We start from the raw sequence: 17,596 nt of genomic DNA, 5'->3' as shown, positions 1-17,596 counted from the left end.
TCGTACGACGCCGGCGCCATGGGGCTCTCGGCACGTTTCCTCCATCACCGGATCGGCTGGCCGCCCGTGCGGGCGGGTGTCCGGCTGTCTCGTGCCGGACCGCTCTTGGCCCGGCAGCCGTTCAAGCGGAGTACACCATTGCACAGCGGCGTGGTGGTTGGCGATAGCTGCCGGCGGTACTTATAACCTCGTTAACCGCGCAAACCGCTGCCTTGTTCCCATCTCGGACTTCTGGGTCCGTTTTCCGGACTTCATGGCCCGTTTTCTTCGCCAACCGCAGGGCCGACTTTACCGGAGCGCCACCAGGTCGGCTCGGCGAGCGTCCGTCAGCCGATCATCCACCGGGTCGCCAGCACCGCGACATCCGTCATCGCCAGTCCGCTGAGCTGGGAATACGTAAACCAGGCAGCGCCAGCCGTCGATCCGCCGGCCTGTTCGGTCACCACCGGCCCGGTCGGCTCGTCGACGAGCACCCGGTAGATCACCCGTACGCCGTGCCAGTCCAGTGGGCGACCCTCGGGACCCACCGCGCCCGGATTGTGCAGATTGTCGGCCAGAATCAGTCGGTCCACCCGACCGAGCTGACCCGATTCCTCCACCAGCTCCCGTAACAGACCGTCAACCGGTTGCTCACCGTGATCGGTCCCGCCGCCGGGCAGGTGCCAGAGTCCGGCACCCGGATAGCCGGGCGCGATCAACGTGAGCAGCACCCGCCCGTCGGGGTCGGTGACCAGCCCGTACGCGGCGAACCGCTGCCGCCGGTCGGCCGACTCCACCACCATCGGCTCGACCGGCACACCGGGTGGCGGGCCGGCGGGGGGCGGCGGGACGGGCAGCCCGAGCAGCTCGGCGGTGAACGGCACCAGCGGCAGCGTCACCGCCTCCTGCGGGGTGCACCAGGCCAGCTCACCGTTGCCGGCTCCCGCTGGCGGCGCTCCCCCGGCCGCCGGCCGGTCGCCGGTGATCGTGACGTCGAACACCAACCGGTCGGTGTGCACCGGCCCGGCAGGGTCCGCCGGGTCCGCAGCGGTCAGGTCGGCGACGGCGGCGCGTATCCCGGCGACCGCGACGGCCAGCCCGGGCTGCCCGGCGCACTCGCGGACCACGGTGTCGGCGGGGTGCTCCGCGTGCCGCACGGCACCGCCGGGCAGCCGCCAGAACCCCGCCGCCGGATCGGACACCGGGTCGCCGGGGGTGTCGCCGGCTGCGGGCCGCCCGCGTACCAGCAGCACCCGGCCGGCCCCGTCCGTACACCAGCCGTACGCCGCGATCCGTCGTCGCTCCTGCACGTCGCCCTCCCCCGCCCGCGCGATCCGCCGTCGATCATGAGGCTAGCGGTCGTCCGGGTGGGGCGGGTGCCGTCGTGCCGGGCCGTCGGGGGTCGCACCGACGCCACCGGCGGGCGGGACAGGTCAGGCGGTGAGCCGGGCAGCCTGGACCGCCTCGGCGGTGACCTCGGTGAGCCGGTCGGTGGGCAGGGCACCCAACTCGTCCCGGGCGAACCAGCGGGCCTCGCAGGTGGAACCGCCCACGTCGGTGACGGTCGGCGGGGCGGGCTGGTCGACCATCACCCGGTAGAAGGCGCGCACGCCGTGCCAGTCGATCGGGTAGCCCTCCGGGCCGAGCGAGGCGGCGTCGCGGTGGCTGGCCACCCCGAGCAGCTCGACCAGCCGGCCAATCTGCCCGGTCTCCTCGACCAGCTCCCGGATCAGCGCCGCACCCGGCTGCTCGCCGTAGTCGGTACCGCCGCCGGGCAGGTGCCAGCAGCCCGCGCCCGGGTAGCCGTCGGAGACCCGGGTCAGCAGCACCCGGCCCTCCGGGTCGGTGGCCACCGCGTACGCAGCGAAGCGCTGCGCCCGGTGCAGCCCGTCCGGGCCGGGCACGGCGTAGAACGAGGGGAACTCGGGGGCCTCGTCGGGGACCACGTCGGCCGAGGACGCCGGCAGCCCCAGCGCGCGGGCGGTGAACGCCCGCAGCGGCAGCTCCCGCGCCTCGTCGAGGGTGTACCAGCGGGCCAGGTCGGTGGAGCGGTCCACCCTGTCGGTGAGCGTGCCGCCGCGTACCGACACCTGGTAGATCAGGCGGTCGGTGTGGATGGTGATGCCCCGCTCGGGCAGGGCGCGCATGTCGGCCAGGACGTCCGCCAGGCCGGCGACGGCGACCGAGAGGCCCGTCTCGGCGGCGGTCTCCCGCACGACGGTGTGGTTCGGGTCCTCGCCGTGGTCGACCGCCCCACCGGGCAGGGACCATACGCCGGGGGTGCCGGAGCGCTCCGATGCGCGGACCAGCAACACTCGGCCGACTGAATCTGCACAGACTGCATATGCCGCGATCCTGCGGAGCGGCTCCAGCAAGGTGGTCACGGAGCCAAATTCTCCCCGGGTCCCGTTACCGACGCGGAAAAGAGTCGGATTCCTGACTCAGGGCTGGCCACTCAGGGATCGGTCAGGGTAAGCATCCGGGCGGTCACCGAGGTCGACGAAGCGGCCGGCGCGGACCGTGGAGACATGACCTCGACGAGCACCCCCCACGCCCCGTACAAGCAACTCCGCAGGCCGACCACCGACCGGATGGTGGCCGGCGTCGCCAGCGGCCTCGGTCGCTACTTCGCCGTCGACCCCACCCTGGTCCGGGTGCTGTTCGCGGTGGCGACCCTGGTCACCGGCGGTGTCGCCGCGCTGGCGTACCCGGTCATGTGGTTCCTGATGCCCGAGGAGCCGGCCGGCGCGCCGGCCTGGCCGCACCCGGCGGACCCGGCCACCTGGCCGCAGCCGGGCGGACCGCAGGCCGGCGGGCCGACGTCGCAGCCGCAGCCGCCGGCGACCCCGCCGACGGCCGGCTGAACCCCGCTCACTCCCACTCGATGGTGCCCGGCGGCTTGCTGGTCACGTCCAGGACCACCCGGTTGACCTCGGCGACCTCGTTGGTGATCCGGGTGGAGATCCGGGCCACCACCTCGTAGGGCAGCCGGGACCAGTCGGCGGTCATCGCGTCCTCGCTGGAGACCGGGCGCAGCACCACGGGATGCCCGTAGCTGCGCCCGTCACCCTGCACCCCGACGCTGCGCACGTCGGCCAGGAGCACCACCGGGAACTGCCAGACGCCCCGGTCCAGGCCGGCGGCGGTCAACTCCTCCCGGGCGATCAGGTCGGCCTGGCGCAGCAGCGCCAGCCGCTCCCGGTCGACCGCGCCGATGATCCGGATGGCCAGCCCCGGCCCGGGGAACGGGTGCCGCCAGACCATCGCCTCGGGCAGGCCCAGCTGGAGCCCGAGCGCGCGGACCTCGTCCTTGAACAGCGTGCGCAGCGGCTCGACCAGGGCGAACTTCAGGTCGTCCGGGAGGCCGCCGACGTTGTGGTGGCTCTTGATGTTGGCGGTGCCGGTGCCGCCGCCGGACTCGACCACGTCCGGGTAGAGGGTGCCCTGCACCAGGAACTCGACGTCGCCGTGCGCGGCGACCTCCCGGGCGGCGGCCTCGAACACCCGGATGAACTCCCGGCCGATGATCTTCCGCTTCTGCTCCGGGTCGGTCACCCCGGCCAGCGCGCCGAGGAACCGGTCGGCCGCGTCGACCACCTTCAGCTTGATGCCGGTGGCCGCGACGTAGTCCTTCTCCACCTGCTCGGCCTCGCCGGCCCGCAGCAGGCCGTGGTCGACGAAGACGCAGGTGAGCTGGTCGCCCACCGCCCGGTGCACCAGCGCGGCGGCGACCGCCGAGTCGACCCCGCCGGACAGGCCGCAGATGACCTCCTTGTCACCGACCTGGGCGCGGATGCGGGCCACCTGCTCGTCGATGATGTTCTGCGGCGTCCAGGTGGGCTCGATGCCGGCGATGTCGTAGAGGAAGCGGCGGAGCATCTCCTGCCCCTGCGCGGTGTGCCCCACCTCGGGGTGGAACTGCACGCCGGCCCGGCGGCCGGCCAGGTCCTCGAAGGCGGCGACCGGGGCACCGGCCGACTCGGCGGTCACCGTGAACCCGGCGGGGGCCTCGGTCACCGCGTCGCCGTGGCTCATCCAGACCGGCAGGTCGGCCGGCAGGTCCCGCAGCAGCACCCCCGGGTCGAGCAGCCGGGGACGCAGCGGGGTGCCGCCGTACTCCCGATTGCCGGTCCGGGCGACCGTGCCGCCGAGCGCCTGGGCCATCGCCTGGAAGCCGTAGCAGATGCCGAAGACCGGCACGCCCGCGTCGAACAGCCCGGCGTCGATCTGCGGGGCGTCCGGGGCGTAGACGCTGGACGGGCCGCCGGACAGGATGATCGCGGCCGGGTCCTTCGCCAGCATCTCGGCGACCGGCATGGAGTGCGGGACGATCTCCGAATAGACCTTCGCCTCGCGCACCCGGCGCGCGATGAGCTGGGCGTACTGGGCTCCGAAGTCCACCACGAGGACGGGGCGAGGCGTGCTCATGTGGGCAAAGCCTACCGACAGTCACACCCGCCCCGGGCACGGGCCGCCCCCGGGCGCGCCGCGCGGCGTCAGCGCCGGTCAGCCGCGTAGCGCGCCGGGGGCGTCCGCCGGCACCGCCGGACGCCGGGGACGCACCGACGCCACCCGGGCGTACGCCGACCCGAGCGGCGGCCGGGGGTCCGCCTCCCCCCGGTTCGGCCAGTACGACATCGCCCGCTCCGCCTGCGCCGTGATCGTCAGCGACGGGTTCACCCCGAGGTTCGCCGAGACCGCCGCCCCGTCGACCACGTGCAGCCCCGGATGGCCGTACACCCGGTGCCAGGGGTCGACCACGCCGTCGGCCGGAGTGGCGCCGATCACCGCCCCGCCGAGGATGTGCGCGGTCATCGGGATGTCGAACGGTTCGGTCAGCGCCCCGCCCGGGATGCCGCCGATCTCCTCGGCGAGCAGCCGGACGGCCCGGTTACCGGCCGGGATCCAGGTCGGATGGGGTACGCCGTGCCCGGGGGCGGACACCAGCCGCCGCCGGCCCGACGGCCCCCGCTGCCAGCGGGTGGTCAGCGAGTTGTCCGTCGACTGCATCACCAGCGCGATCACCGTCCGCTCGGACCAGTGCCGCACCGAGAGCATCCGGGCGGCCAGCCGGGGCTGCCGGACGATCGCGCCCAGCCAGCGCCGGACCCGGTGCGGGCCGCCGTCGACCAGCAGCGACTGGAGCAGCCCCATCGCGTTCGCGCCCCGGCCGTAGCGGACCGGCTCGACGTGGGTCTGCGGGTCGGGATGGAACGAACTGGTGATCGCCACCCCGTCGGTGAAGTCGAGCCCCCGCCGTCGGGCCTGCCGGCGGCCGACCGACGCGCCGAGGATCGCCTCCGAGTTGGTCCGGGTCAACGCGCCGACCCGGTCGGACAGGTGGGGCAGCGCGCCGGTCTGCTTCATCGCGTGCAGCAGCCGCTGGGTGCCGAGCGCGCCGGCCGCGAAGACCACCTGGTCGGCGTGGAACACCTGGCGACGCCGCCGCAGCCAGGCCCCGGTACGCACGGTGTGCACCCGGTAGCCCCCGCCGTCGGCCGGCCGTACGGCGGTGACCGTGGTCAGCGGGTGGACCCGCGCGCCGAGCCGTTCGGCCAGCCACAGGTAGTTCTTGACCAGGGTGTTCTTGGCACCGTACCGGCAGCCGGTCATGCACGACCCGCAGTGCGTGCAGCCGGTGCGCTCCGGCCCCGCCCCGCCGAAGTACGGGTCCGCCACCCGTTGCCCGGGACGGCCGAGGTGCACCCCCACCGGGGTCGGACCGAAGGTGTGCCCGACCCCCATCCGCTCGGCCACCGCCCGCATCGCCCGGTCCGCGCCGGTGTGCCGGGGGTACGGGGTGACCCCGAGCATCCGTCCGGCCTGGTCGTAGTGGGGGGCGAGTTCGGCCCGCCAGTCGGTGACGTCACGCCACTGCGGATCGGTGTAGAAGGCGTCCGGTGGCTGGTAGAGGGTGTTCGCGTAGACCAGGGAGCCACCGCCGACGCCGGCACCGGAGAGCACCAGCACCCCGCTCGCGGCACCCCGGGCGGCCGGGCGGAGCAGGGTGATCCGTTGCAGCCCGTAGCAGCCCAGGCGGGGGGCCCAGAGGAACCGGCGCAGCCGCCAGGAGGTCTGCGGGAACTCGTCGTCGGCGAACCGCCGGCCCGCCTCCAGCACGCCGACGGTGTAGCCCTTCTCGGCCAGCCGCAGCGCGGCGACGCTGCCGCCGAAGCCGGATCCGATGACGAGCACGTCGTACCGCATGACCGCATCATTACCGGCGGGTAGCCATCGCGCCAGTGCCGGATTTCGCGCGATCATGCTGACCGTCGCCGACCGCAACCCGCAGGGCCGGTCGAAGCGTTGTGCAGACGGGGGTGGCGAGCGATGACTCAGGAGACCGGAACGGGACGACCACGCTGGGTGTGGGGGCTGGCCGCCCTGGCCGTGGTCGTCCTGGTGGGGGTGGCCGCCCTGGTGGTGACCCGGATGGTCCGCGACGACGAGCCACGGCGTACGGCCGGGCCGGCCGCCACGACCACCGGCCCGACCCCGACGCCGAGCCCCACCCCCAGCCCGACCCCGCCCCCCGGGGCCTCGATCACCGGGCCGCTCAACCTGCTCCTGGTCGGGGTGGACACCCGGGTCAGCGTGCCCGGCTGGGAACCGCACGGCGACGCAGTGCTGATCCTGCACGTGCCGGCCGGGCTGGACCGGGCGTACCTCTTCTCGCTCCCCCGCGACCTGGTGGTCGACATCCCGAAGTTCCCGAAGTCGGGATACAAGGGCGGCCGGACGAAACTCACCCACGCGATGAGCTACGGCAGCCGGGTGCCGGGCAAACCCCGGGACCCCAGCGCCGCCCAGGGGTACGAGCTGCTGCGCAGCACGGTCGCCGGGTACACCGGGCTGCGCTTCGACGCCGGTGCGGTGGTCACCTTCAACGGCTTCGACCGGCTGGTCGACAGCCTCGGCGGGGTGGACCTCTACGTCGACCAGCGGGTCCCCTCGCTGCACCGCCGGCCGGACGGCAGGTACCGCGAGCCGGCCCCGGGCGGCGGCGGATACACCGGCCCGCAGATGGTCTACGAGAAGGGTGAGCGGCACCTCAACGGCTGGCAGGCGCTGGACTACGCCCGGCAGCGCTACATCGCCGGCGGCGACTACGCCCGGCAGCGCCACCAGCAGCAGCTCCTCCGGGCGCTGGCCGCCAAGATCCTCAACGAGAACCTGGCCCGTCAGCCCGACCGGGTCGAGCAGGTGGTGTCCGCGCTCGGCGACACCCTGGTCTACGCGGGCGGCCCCCGCATCGTCGACCTGGCGTACGCCCTCGGCGGGCTGAGCGCCGACCGGATCACCCTGGTCGGGCTGCCCGGCGACGGGGTGGGCAAGGGCAGCAGCTACCGGGGCGAGCAGCTGACCAGCGTCGGCAAGGGTTTCCTGCCCGCCCTCAAGGCCGGCAAGGCCGAGAGCTATCTGGACGCCCACCCCGAGCTGCGGGTGAAGAACTGACCGTCGGGGTGCACGCTCAGCGACGGGTGGGCGGGGCGGGACGTTCGGTGCCGTACAGCCAGGCGGCGAAGAGGTCGTCGAGCTGCTGCCCGCAGACCCGTTCGGCGGTCGCCACGAACTCGGCGGTGGTGGCGTTGCCGTTGCGCTTCTCGGCCGCCCAGGTCTTCAGCAGGCGGAAGAACGCGTCGTCGCCCACGGTCACCCGCAGCGCGTGCACCGCCATCGCGCCCCGCTGGTAGACCGACTCGCTGAACAGGTTCGTCGCCCCGGGCGCGGCCGGCGGCACCCGCCACACCCCGTCGTCGGAGGCGGCGTACTGCCGGTCGAAGGTGGCCTGCGCGGGGTCCCGGCCCTCGTGCTCGGCCCAGAGCCACTCGGCGTACGTGGCCAGCCCCTCGTTGAGCCAGATGTCCGACCAACGGGCCACCGACACGCTGTCGCCGAACCACTGGTGGGCCAGCTCGTGCGCCACCACCCCGGTGTTCTCACCGCCCCGGAAGAAGTTGGCCGAGTAGACCGGCCGGCTCTGCGTCTCCAACGCGTACCTGATCCGGGGCTCGTCGACCACCACCCCGCCGTACGCCGCGAACGGGTACGGCCCGAAGACGCTCTCCAGGTAGTCGGCGACCGCCACGGTGCGGGCGACCGACTCGTCGGCGGCCCCCCGGGGCAGGCTGGCGGCGACCGCGCTGAACACCGGCCGGCCCTGGTGCTCGCCGGTGCTGGTGCGGTACTTCCCGATCACCACCGTGCTCAGGTAACTGGCCATCGGAGCGGCCTCCGACCAGCGCCACGTGGTGAAGCCACCGGACGCCGGGCGCTGCCCCTGCGGCACCCCGTTGGCGACCGCGACCAGCCCCTTCGGCACGGTGATCTCGAAGTCGTAGGCGGCCTTGTCGGAGGGGTGGTCGTTGACCGGGAACCAGGTGCTCGCCGACTCGGGTTGGCCGAGCGCGACCGCGCCGTCGGCGGTGTGCAGCCAGCCGCCCTCGCCGATCGTCTCGTTGCGCAGCGGCTCCGGCCGGCCGTCGTAGCCGACCTGGACGGTGAAGGCCGTTCCGGCGCGGACCGGGGCGGCCGGGGTGACCACCAGTTCGGTGCCCTCGCGGGTGTGCCGGGCCGGGGTGCCGTCCACGGTCACCCGGCGCACCGTCAGCCCGGCCAGGTCGAGGTGGAACAGCGGCAGGTCGGCCCCGGCGGTGGCCCGGACGGTGGCGTCGCCGCGCAGCTCGTCGCTGGCCGGGTCGTAGCGCACCTTGAGGGTGTACCGCTCGACGTCGTACCCGCTGTTGCCGGCGGTCGGGAAGTACGGGTCGCCGACGCCGGCCGGGCCGGGGGTCACCCCCGGGGTCGCCCCGGGCGTCGGGGTGGACCGGGGTTCCCGCCGGGGTTCCGGGTCGGCGGTACAGCCGGCCAGGGCGAGCGCCCCGGTGACGAGCAGCGCGAGCCCACGCCGGTTCCGGCTCATGGCCACCTTCGTCCCCCGTTCGCCGTCGCCGTCCGCGCAGCCTACCGACCCGGCAGGCCCGGCGGGCCGGTAACGCCGCACGACGAGCGGGGCGGGGTGCGACCGGCCGGGCCCACGGTGGAGCCGGCCGGCCGCGACGGACCCGGGTCAGCGGTCGAGGACCAGCCCGACCCGCTGGAACTCCTTCAGGTCGCGGTAGCCGCACTTGGCCATCGCGCGACGCAGCCCACCGAACAGGTTGAGCTGGCCGTCCGGCTCGTCGGCGGGACCGAACAGCAGCCGCTCCATCGAGCCGAGCGGTTCGCCGGCCACCTCGAACGCCCCGCGCGGCAGGGACGGGTGGCTGGCCGCCGAGTGCCACCAGGCGCCGCCGGCCGGGGCCTCCTCGCACAGCGACAACGGCTCGCCGAGCATCACCGCGTCCGCGCCGCAGCCGAGCGCCTTGGCGATGTCGCCGGAGGTCTGGATGTCGCCGTCGGCGATGAGGTGCACGTAGCGTCCACCGGTCTCGTCCAGGTAGTCGCGGCGGGCCGCGGCGGCGTCGGCGATCGCGGTGGCCATCGGCACCCGGATGCCGAGCACCGACTCGCTGGTCGACCAGTCGTCACCGCCGATGCCGACGATCACGCCGGCCGCGCCGGTACGCATCAGGTGCAGCGCCGTCTTGTAGTCGGTGCAACCGCCGACGACCACCGGCAGGTCGAGGTCGGCGATGAACTCCTTGAGGTTCAACGGCTCGTCGGTGGTCGAGACGTGCTCGGCCGAGACGATGGTGCCCTGGATGACCAGGATGTCGACGCCCGCGTCCAGGATCACCGGGGCCAGCGCGAGGGTGTGCTGCGGGGACACCCGGACGGCCACCGTGCTGCCGCCGGCCCGCAGCTCGCGGACCCGCTCGGCGATCAGGTCGGGACGGATCGGCTCGGCGTAGACCTCCTGGAGCCGCTTGGTCGCGCGGGCATCCTCGCCCAACCCGGCCAGCTCCTCCAGCACCTTGGTCGGGTTCTCGTAGCGGGTCCAGAGGCCCTCGACGTTGAGCACGCCCAGGCCGCCGAGCTGCCCGAGCCGGACGGCCGAGGCGGGGCTCATGGTGGCGTCCGACGGGTGGCCGACACAGGGGATGTCGAACTGGTAGGCGTCGAGCTGCCAGCCGGTGGAGACGTCGTCGACGTCCCTGGTCCGCCGGCTGGGCACGATGGCGATGTCGTCCAGGTGGTAACCGCGCTGCGCGGTCTTGCCCAGCCCGATCTCGACCACGTCACGCATGAGGGACTCCAGGTGGTTGGGGGTGGTGGGTCAGCGGGTGTGGTAGTTGGGGGCCTCGACGGTCATCTGGATGTCGTGCGGGTGGCTCTCCTTGAGCCCGGCCGCCGTGATCCGGATGAGCTGGCCCCGGTGGTGCAGGTCGGGGATGTTCTCCGCGCCGGCGTACCCCATCGCCAGCCGCAGCCCGCCGACCAGCTGGTGGGCCACCCGGGACAGCGGCCCCCGGTAGGGCACCTGGCCCTCCACGCCCTCCGGCACCAGCTTGTCGTCGCTGAGCACGTCCTGCTGGAAGTAGCGGTCCTTGCTGTACGACTTGGCCTGGCCCCGGGACTGCATCGCGCCCAGCGACCCCATCCCCCGGTACGCCTTGAACTGCTTGCCGTTGACGAAGATCAGCTCGCCGGGGCTCTCCTCGCAGCCGGCCAGCAGGCTGCCGAGCATCACCGTGTCGGCACCGGCCACCAGGGCCTTGGCGATGTCACCGGAATACTGGATGCCGCCGTCGCCGATCACCGGGACGCCGGCCGGACGGGCCGCGCGGGCCGCCTCCATGATCGCGGTCACCTGCGGCACCCCGACCCCGGCGACGATCCGGGTGGTGCAGATGGCACCCGGGCCCACCCCCACCTTGACGCCGTCGGCACCGGCGTCGACCAGGGCCTTCGCCCCGGCGTAGGTGGCCACGTTGCCGCCCACGATGTCGATCGTGACGTCGGCCTTGAGCCGGCGGACCATGTCCAGCACGGCCCGCTGGTGGCCGTGCGCGGTGTCCACGATCAGCACGTCGACGCCCGCGTCGACCAGGGTCCGGGCCCGCTTGTAGGCGTCCTCGCCGACCCCGATGGCGGCGGCGACCCGCAGCCGGCCGGCGTCGTCCTTGGTGGCGTCCGGGTACTGCTCGCTCTTGGTGAAGTCCTTGACGGTGATCAGGCCGCGCAGCCGCCCCGAGTCGTCCACGATCGGCAGCTTCTCGACCTTGTGCTGACGCAGCAGCGTGAGCGCGTCGTCCTTGCTCACCCCCACCGGGGCGGTGACCAGCGGCGTCCGGGTCATGATCGCGTGAACCGGGGTGGCCGGGTCGGAGACGAACCGCATGTCCCGGTTGGTGACGATGCCCACGAGCTGGCCCTCGCCGTCGACCACCGGGACGCCGGAGATGCGGTAACGGCCGCACAGCTCGTCGACCTCACGCAGGGTGTCCTCGGGACTGGCCGTCACCGGATTGGTGATCATGCCGGACTCGGAGCGCTTGACCAGGTCGACCTGGAGCGCCTGGTCCTCCAGGGACAGGTTGCGGTGCAGCACGCCGATGCCGCCCTGGCGGGCCATCGCGATCGCCATCCGGGCCTCGGTGACGGTGTCCATCGCGCTGGACAGCAGCGGGATGGACAGCTCCACGTTGCGGGTGAGCCGGGTGCGGGTGTTCACCCGGCTGGGCACCACGTCCGACTCGCCGGGCTGGAGCAGCACGTCGTCGAAGGTCAGGCCGAGCGGCACCACCCGCGCCGACCCGGCGGGCAGCTCCGGCAGGTGGCCGCCCCACTCGCCGCTGTCGACGCCGGCCGGAAGATCGGTGCTGGGCGAATTCTCCACGATTGCTCCCCTGAGCTGCTCGGACGGGATTCAGCGAGGCGGCGCGCGCGGCAACCGGCGCACGCCGGGGTGACGGCGAGTCGTCTCATCGTACCCACTGAGCAGGGCGGCCCTCGCCGGCTACCGGTCGGGGTCGGCGACGCCACAGCGACCGCCGGGGGGCGCGTGCGGCGAGGGTTGGGTCTACGGTGAGGGGGTGCACGACGAGCCCATCGACCCGTTCAACGGCGACCCGGCCGATCCGGCTGCGGGGCTGGACGATCCGGGCGACGACGCCCCGCTCGACCCGCTGACCGAGGTCGAGCGGCAGGACGTGCTGGAAGACCTCGCCGACCTGGAGATCTACCAGGCCCTGCTGTCCCCGATCGGGGTACGCGGGCTGGTCATCGAGTGCGAGGACTGCCGCGAGCCGCACTACTTCGACTGGGACCTGCTCCGGGGCAACCTGCGGCACCTGCTCAGCTCGGGCCGGCCCCGGGTGCACGAGCCGGCCTACGACCCCGACCCGGACCACTACGTCACCTGGGACTACGCCCGGGGCTACGCCGACGGGGTGCACGACACGCTGACCGAGTCCGCGGGCGACGACACCGACTCCGACGACTGACCCCCGGGCTGCGGCGGCCCGCCGCCGGGCCGGTTCGGAGCCGGGACGGTCAGGCGACCAGGCCGGCGCGGAAGCCGGCGGCCACCGCGTGCGCCCGGTCCCGCGCGCCGAGCTTGCGGAACAGCCGCCGGGCGTGCGTCTTGACGGTGTCCTCCGAGACGAACAGCTCCCGGCCGATCTCTGCGTTGCTCTTGCCCTCGGCCATGCCGAGCAGCACCTGGAGTTCACGTTCGGTCAGCCCGACCGAGGTCCGGCCGGCGCGCGCGCCGGAGGTCGGACGCGGCAGGCCGGCGGCCGGGGCCGACTCGGCCGGTGTGCCCTCCGGGTCCCCCTCGACCTCGTCGTCGCCGCGCTGCACGGGCACCACCGACGGCGCTCCGGGCGTACCGTCGGCCGGCGGCGACCAGCCCGGGGCGGGCGGGCGACCGGATCGCGGGGGCGCGCCGACCGCGGCGGTGTCCCGGGCGGGGTCGGCGACCCGGTGCCGGGCGGGCCGGCCGGGCGCGGCGAGCAGCAGCAGCGCCTTCGCCACCGCGCTGGTCAGGTCGTGGTCGGCGCCCTGGATGAGGCCGCGTGCACCGGCGCTGATGGTGGCCGCCGCCGCCTCCGACTCCTCGGTGCCGAGCAGCAGCACCGCGGCCTGCGGGGCGCGGGCGAGCACCCGGCGCACGAAGCCGGCACTGTCCGGCCGGGTGAGCGCCGTGTCGGCCAGCACCACGTCGACCGGGCGCTCGGCGAGCCGCAGCATCACCTCGGGATCGGAGACGGCTGTCCGGACGACCGCGGCCAGGCCGAGTCGCGCCGCCGCGTTGGTCAACTGCTGCGCGGCGATCGGTGTCCGAACGCATACGAGAACGGTACGCAAGGTGGTCTCCTCTCCGGACACGAGCAGACCATGACGGGGTCCACCGAGGAGGAGGTTCCGGGCAATCCTCTGAACTTTTCCGACATTTGGGTCATACGCCGCAGGAGGCTTCGGGTTTTCGATCTCAACACGTGTGAGTCGACGAGGGTTCGGGTACCGAGGCTCCACGCCGGAAACGGGGTACGCCAGCGCGGACCACAGCCCGGACGCCGGTTCAACGAGGATCTCCGCGGTGCCGCGCGGGAGGAGGGGTGCTGATGTCGAACGTACGTAGACTGCCCGGACCCATCGTCGACCTGTGGGACTGGCAGCGTCTCGGCGCCTGTCGGGGCCGGGACAGCGCGCAGTTCTTCCACCCGGACGGCGAGCGCGGTTCGTCCCGGCTGCGCCGGGAGTCCGGTGCCAAGTCCGTCTGCCAGGCCTGCCCCGTGCGGGCCGAGTGCGCGGCGCACGCCCTGTCCGTGCGGGAGCCGTACGGCGTCTGGGGCGGCCTCAGCGAGTCCGAGCGGCTGCGGCTGCTCGCCCTCGGCTGGGAGGACCTGGCCGACCGCCGGCAGACCCGGGTGGACATCGCCCGCATGGAGGCCCGGCTCGGCGCTTCGCACAAGACCGCCGTACCGGCCCAGCGCAAGATCGCCTGACCGACCCACCACACCTCGACGAGGCCGCACTCCGATCTCCGGAGCGCGGCCTCGTCGTTCCCGGCCCACGGTCACGACGCCGGGCCGACAGGTACGACAAGCGGGGCGGGGCGGGCCCGGCATGGCCGGACCCGCCCCTTCATTGCACCCGATCCTGCTCCGAGCCGTCCTACGGCTCACCCGGCACGGCGTTCGCCGCCGGCCGCGGGAGTCAGGAACAGCGGGGTCGCACCTGCGTCACGCCGTCAGCGCTGCAGGGTCAGCAGACCCGGCCGGTACGGCAGGAGGCCGTAGTCACCGCCCGAGTTCGTGGCGCGGCCCTGGTACAGCAGTTGCAGGTTGCACGGGTCGATCGTGTTCGTCTGGTCCGCGCTGGTACGCAGCAGCTCACCGTGGCTGATGTCGTTGGTCCAGGTGGCACCGCTGTTGGCCTTGCCCGCGAACGGGTTGTTGTAGGTCGTCGCGTTCGGCGTCCAGGTGCCGCTCAGGCTGGTCGCCGTGAACGAGCGGAAGTAGCGCTCCCAGGAACTGGTCCTGGCCTCGATGATCATCAGGTACTGGTTGCGGCCCGCGACCTTGTAGACCTGCGGCGCCTCGAAGATGTTCTCCGAGGTGTCGCTCATGATGGTCGTGTAGCTGGAGCCGAAGTTGCCCGGGAAGTTCCCGATCGGCATGATCTGGCGGTAGATCTTGCCGTTGTCACCGGCGAAGAACAGGTACATGTTCTGGTCGTCGCCGATGATCGTCTGGTCGATCACACCGGTGCTGGAACCGGTGATCGACGCAGTCGACAGGGGCTGCGCGGCCGACCAGCCGTTGGCGTTGGCCGGGTTGGTCGACGTGCGGTACGAGAACGACGTCGGGCCCCACTGGTGGGCGAGAACCCAGATGTTCTTCGGCGCGAAGTAGAACAGCGACGGCGCGACGGTGCTCTGGCTCATGGTGTTCTGGGGAGCCGTGCTGAGCTGGTTGAGGTTGTCGACCAGGCCGAAGTTCATCGAACCCCAGCCGCCGGTGGCGCTGCTGCTGTGGGTGGTGGCGTACACCAACTGCTTGCCCTGGTAGGGGGCGATGGTGAAGTCCTTGAGCGACGCCCAGCCGGCCTTCGGCTGCGCCAGCGGGCCGGTCGACGACCAGCGGTAGGTAGTCGGCAGGGAGCAGTTGCCCGTCGGCGGCGGGGTGGTCGGCGGCGGCGTGGTGGGGGGCGGGGTGGTGGGGGGCGCGGTCGTCGGCGGCGTGGTGGGCGGGTTGGTCGGCGTCGTGCCGCCGTTGCAGGCCACCCCGTTGAGCGCGAAGCTCGTCGGGACCGGGTTGCTCGACGTCCAGGCCCCGTTGAAGCCGAACGACACCGAGCCGTTGGTCGGGATCGCGCCGTTGTAGCTCACGTTCTTGGCGGTCACCGCCGAGCCGCTCTGCGTCACGGTCGCGTTCCACGCCTGGGTCACCGACTGCCCGGAGGCGAAGGACCAGGTCAGCGTCCAACCGTTGAGCGCGTCACCCAGGTTGGTGATGGCGACGTTGGCCCCGAAGCCACCGCCCCACTCCGAGGAGACGGTGTAGTTCACCGAGCATCCCGCTGCCGCCGCACCTGCGGGCAGCGCGGTGACCACCGACGCCGACGCCAGCAACGCGACACCGGCCGAGATCAGGCCGACATTGGCCGATCTGGATCTGGACATAAAACACCCTCCTGACGGGACGCGACCTGCACATTGGTGGTGGCCGTTGTTAGGTTAACGTTAACAGTCGCGTCAGGTATGTTACGGGAGCGCTCCCACAGCCTCAAGCCTCGATATCACCGTGGAATTTTTGGTTATCCGAACATTGATCACTCTTGATGACTGAACGGTGATGGGAAATCAGCGGACGGTGACTGTGACGCTGTGCCAGCCGGTCGCCCCGTCCGGGGCCACCGGCGCGGTCAACGGGGTCTGCGTCTCCCCGTCCCGGTCGGTCGCCCGCACCTGGAGGGTGTGCTCACCCGGGGTCGCCGGCCACCGCCACGACCACTGCACCCAGGTGTCCACCGACACCGTCGGGGCGAGGGTCGCCTCCTGCCACGCGCCGCCGTCGACGCGTACCTCGACCCGGCTGATCCCCCGGTGCTGCGCCCAGGCCACCCCGGCGACCGTCACCTCGCCCGCGGTGAGCCGGTTACGCGCGCGCGGGGTGTCGATCCGCGACTGCGTCTTCACCGGCCCCTGCGCCGACCAGCCACGCGGCACCCAGTACGCGTCGAAGTCGGCGAAGCTGGTCAACTCCAGCTCGGTCACCCACTTGCAGGCCGACACGTACCCGTAGAGGCCCGGCACCACCATCCGCACCGGGAAGCCGTGCTCGACCGGCAGCGGCTCGCCGTTCATCCCCACCGCCAGCAGGGCGTCCCGCCCGTCGCGCAGCGCCGCCGTCGGCGTGCCGCAGGTCCAACCGTCGACCGAGCGGCCGACGACCTGGTCGGCCCCGTCCTCCGGCTGCACCTCGTCGAGCAGTTCCCGGATCGGTACGCCCAGCCACCGGGCGTTGCCGATCAGGTCCCCACCCACCTCGTTGGAGACGCAGGCGAGGGTGACGTACCGCTCCACCATCGGGCGGGCGAGCAACTCGGCGAAGGTCAACTCGATCGGGTTGCGCACCCGACCGTGGATGCGCAGCCGCCAGGTCTCCGGGTCGACCTGCGGCACCACCAGCGCCGTGTCGATCCGGTAGAAGCCGCCGTTCGGCGTGGTGTAGGGGGCGAGCTGGGCCAGGGACAGGTCCGCGCCGACCGGCACCGGCGGCGCCGCCACCGACGGGGTGGGCAACGCGACCGCCTGCCGGGCCGCCGAGACCCCCCGCCGCCCGGCGAGCCAGTGCCCGCCCAGCCCCACCACGGTCGCCGCGCCCGCGAGCAGGCCCGCACCGCGCAGGAACCGCCGCCGGGACTCCGGGTCGGTCGACTCCAGCGGCTCCCACCCGACAGGCGGCCCGCCGGCCGAAACCGCAGGCGCACGCGGACCGTCGACCCCCGGAGCACCGCCCGCCGTCGACCCGGCGACCGGCGGAACGTCGGCCCCGTCCACCGCTGGACCGGCCACCGGCGGCCCGCCGGCCGCAAGCGGCCGGTCGGTTGGCGACGACCCGGGGGTCGGGGGCGGCCCGGGACGGACGGCCGGCAGCGGGGTGGGCGGCTGCCACGGCCAGGGGTCGAGCTGCCAGGGACCGGCCACGAAGGCCCAGAGCACCAGCCCGCCCAACGCCCCACCGACCAGGGCGGGGAGCACGTCGGCGGCATCCGCGCCGGCCCGGGTGAGCGCGGCGGCGACACCGAGGCCGGTGAACGCCGCGATGCCCACCAGCCCGACCGCGAGCCGGCGCACGGCGAGCACACCGATCCCGGCGGCGAACGCCGCCAGCAGCACCGCCGTGCCGACCAGCAGGGCGATCTTGTCGTACCTGCCGAAGACGTCGATGGCGAACTGCTTGAGCGGCTCGGGGACCGTGTCGACCACGACCCCGCCGACCGCGATCAGCGGGGCGGAGCGGGGACCGGTGAGGACGGCGACCGGCTCGGCGACACCGATGGCCACCACGGCGGCGGTGACCCCGGCCAGCGCGGCGAAGCCACGGGGGGTGGTGCTCATCCGGCCAGTGTCGTCGATCGACCGGGCCGGCCGCCAACCACGTCACCGTTCCGTAAGCAGCGGTCACCGTACGCGTCAGGGCGCACCGCCGAGGAACGACGG

Annotated in this window: 14 protein-coding genes; 4 read left to right on the top strand and 10 right to left on the bottom strand. The window is 73.3% G+C overall.

Annotated elements, in window-relative coordinates; genetic code table 11:
• Positions 1–326 precede the first annotated feature (326 nt).
• Together ACN260_RS03105 and ACN260_RS03100 are read right to left on the bottom strand one after the other, a co-directional pair.
• A complete protein-coding gene (locus ACN260_RS03105; RefSeq protein ID WP_422754618.1) occupies positions 327–1,289 on the bottom strand; it encodes an NUDIX domain-containing protein in 963 nt (320 codons plus the stop codon).
• Between the two features lie 123 nt (positions 1,290–1,412).
• Positions 1,413–2,363 carry an NUDIX domain-containing protein gene (locus ACN260_RS03100; protein WP_422754617.1) on the bottom strand — a complete coding sequence of 317 codons (951 nt, stop codon included), beginning with the start codon at positions 2,361–2,363 and terminating at the stop codon, positions 1,413–1,415.
• A gap of 144 nt (positions 2,364–2,507) precedes the next feature.
• Between ACN260_RS03100 and ACN260_RS03095 the strand changes: the two genes are divergently transcribed.
• A complete protein-coding gene (locus ACN260_RS03095; protein ID WP_422754616.1) occupies positions 2,508–2,843 on the top strand; it encodes a PspC domain-containing protein in 336 nt (111 codons plus the stop codon).
• A 7-nt stretch (positions 2,844–2,850) separates the two neighbouring features.
• On the opposite strand, the gene guaA is transcribed toward ACN260_RS03095, so the two are convergent.
• Positions 2,851–4,407, bottom strand: coding sequence for a glutamine-hydrolyzing GMP synthase (gene guaA, locus ACN260_RS03090; RefSeq protein ID WP_282344116.1), 1,557 nt, complete (start codon positions 4,405–4,407; stop codon positions 2,851–2,853).
• Positions 4,408–4,485: 78 nt separating this feature from the next.
• On the bottom strand, positions 4,486–6,186 hold the full coding sequence (locus ACN260_RS03085; RefSeq protein ID WP_422754615.1) for an FAD-dependent oxidoreductase: 1,701 nt from the start codon (positions 6,184–6,186) through the stop codon (positions 4,486–4,488).
• Between the two features lie 123 nt (positions 6,187–6,309).
• Between ACN260_RS03085 and ACN260_RS03080 the strand changes: the two genes are divergently transcribed.
• Positions 6,310–7,434 carry an LCP family protein gene (locus tag ACN260_RS03080; protein ID WP_422754614.1) on the top strand — a complete coding sequence of 375 codons (1,125 nt, stop codon included), beginning with the start codon at positions 6,310–6,312 and terminating at the stop codon, positions 7,432–7,434.
• Positions 7,435–7,450: 16 nt separating this feature from the next.
• On the opposite strand, the gene ACN260_RS03075 is transcribed toward ACN260_RS03080, so the two are convergent.
• The 3 genes from ACN260_RS03075 to guaB form a co-directional block, all read right to left on the bottom strand.
• Positions 7,451–8,902: a M1 family metallopeptidase gene (locus ACN260_RS03075; RefSeq protein ID WP_422754613.1), complete on the bottom strand. Its 1,452-nt coding sequence runs from the start codon at positions 8,900–8,902 to the stop codon at positions 7,451–7,453.
• A 147-nt stretch (positions 8,903–9,049) separates the two neighbouring features.
• Positions 9,050–10,168 carry a GuaB3 family IMP dehydrogenase-related protein gene (locus ACN260_RS03070; protein WP_088645785.1) on the bottom strand — a complete coding sequence of 373 codons (1,119 nt, stop codon included), beginning with the start codon at positions 10,166–10,168 and terminating at the stop codon, positions 9,050–9,052.
• A gap of 30 nt (positions 10,169–10,198) precedes the next feature.
• Entirely contained in the window at positions 10,199–11,761 is a 1,563-nt protein-coding gene (gene guaB, locus ACN260_RS03065; protein ID WP_088645784.1) for an IMP dehydrogenase, read from the bottom strand.
• Between the two features lie 196 nt (positions 11,762–11,957).
• Between guaB and ACN260_RS03060 the strand changes: the two genes are divergently transcribed.
• Complete coding sequence (locus ACN260_RS03060) at positions 11,958–12,368, top strand: DUF5319 domain-containing protein (protein ID WP_088645783.1); 411 nt, start codon at positions 11,958–11,960, stop codon at positions 12,366–12,368.
• Between the two features lie 49 nt (positions 12,369–12,417).
• Here ACN260_RS03060 and ACN260_RS03055 read toward each other — a convergent pair whose 3' ends face one another.
• A complete protein-coding gene (locus ACN260_RS03055) occupies positions 12,418–13,233 on the bottom strand; it encodes a LuxR C-terminal-related transcriptional regulator (protein ID WP_422754612.1) in 816 nt (271 codons plus the stop codon).
• Between the two features lie 257 nt (positions 13,234–13,490).
• Here ACN260_RS03055 and ACN260_RS03050 point away from each other — a divergent pair, with 257 nt between their 5' ends.
• Positions 13,491–13,874: a WhiB family transcriptional regulator gene (locus tag ACN260_RS03050; protein WP_088645816.1), complete on the top strand. Its 384-nt coding sequence runs from the start codon at positions 13,491–13,493 to the stop codon at positions 13,872–13,874.
• A gap of 245 nt (positions 13,875–14,119) precedes the next feature.
• On the opposite strand, the gene ACN260_RS03045 is transcribed toward ACN260_RS03050, so the two are convergent.
• On the bottom strand, positions 14,120–15,553 hold the full coding sequence (locus tag ACN260_RS03045; protein ID WP_422754611.1) for a non-reducing end alpha-L-arabinofuranosidase family hydrolase: 1,434 nt from the start codon (positions 15,551–15,553) through the stop codon (positions 14,120–14,122).
• A 180-nt stretch (positions 15,554–15,733) separates the two neighbouring features.
• Positions 15,734–17,494 (bottom strand): molybdopterin-dependent oxidoreductase, encoded by a 1,761-nt coding sequence (locus tag ACN260_RS03040; RefSeq protein WP_422754610.1) that lies wholly within the window; start codon positions 17,492–17,494, stop codon positions 15,734–15,736.
• Positions 17,495–17,596: the final 102 nt, after the last annotated feature.

The sequence above is a fragment of the Micromonospora sp. WMMD708 genome (genome assembly GCF_049315245.1).
Taxonomy (GTDB): domain Bacteria; phylum Actinomycetota; class Actinomycetes; order Mycobacteriales; family Micromonosporaceae; genus Micromonospora; species Micromonospora wenchangensis.
The sequence above is the reverse complement of the archived record's forward strand: the minus strand, read 5'-3'. Positions and strand labels throughout refer to the sequence as shown.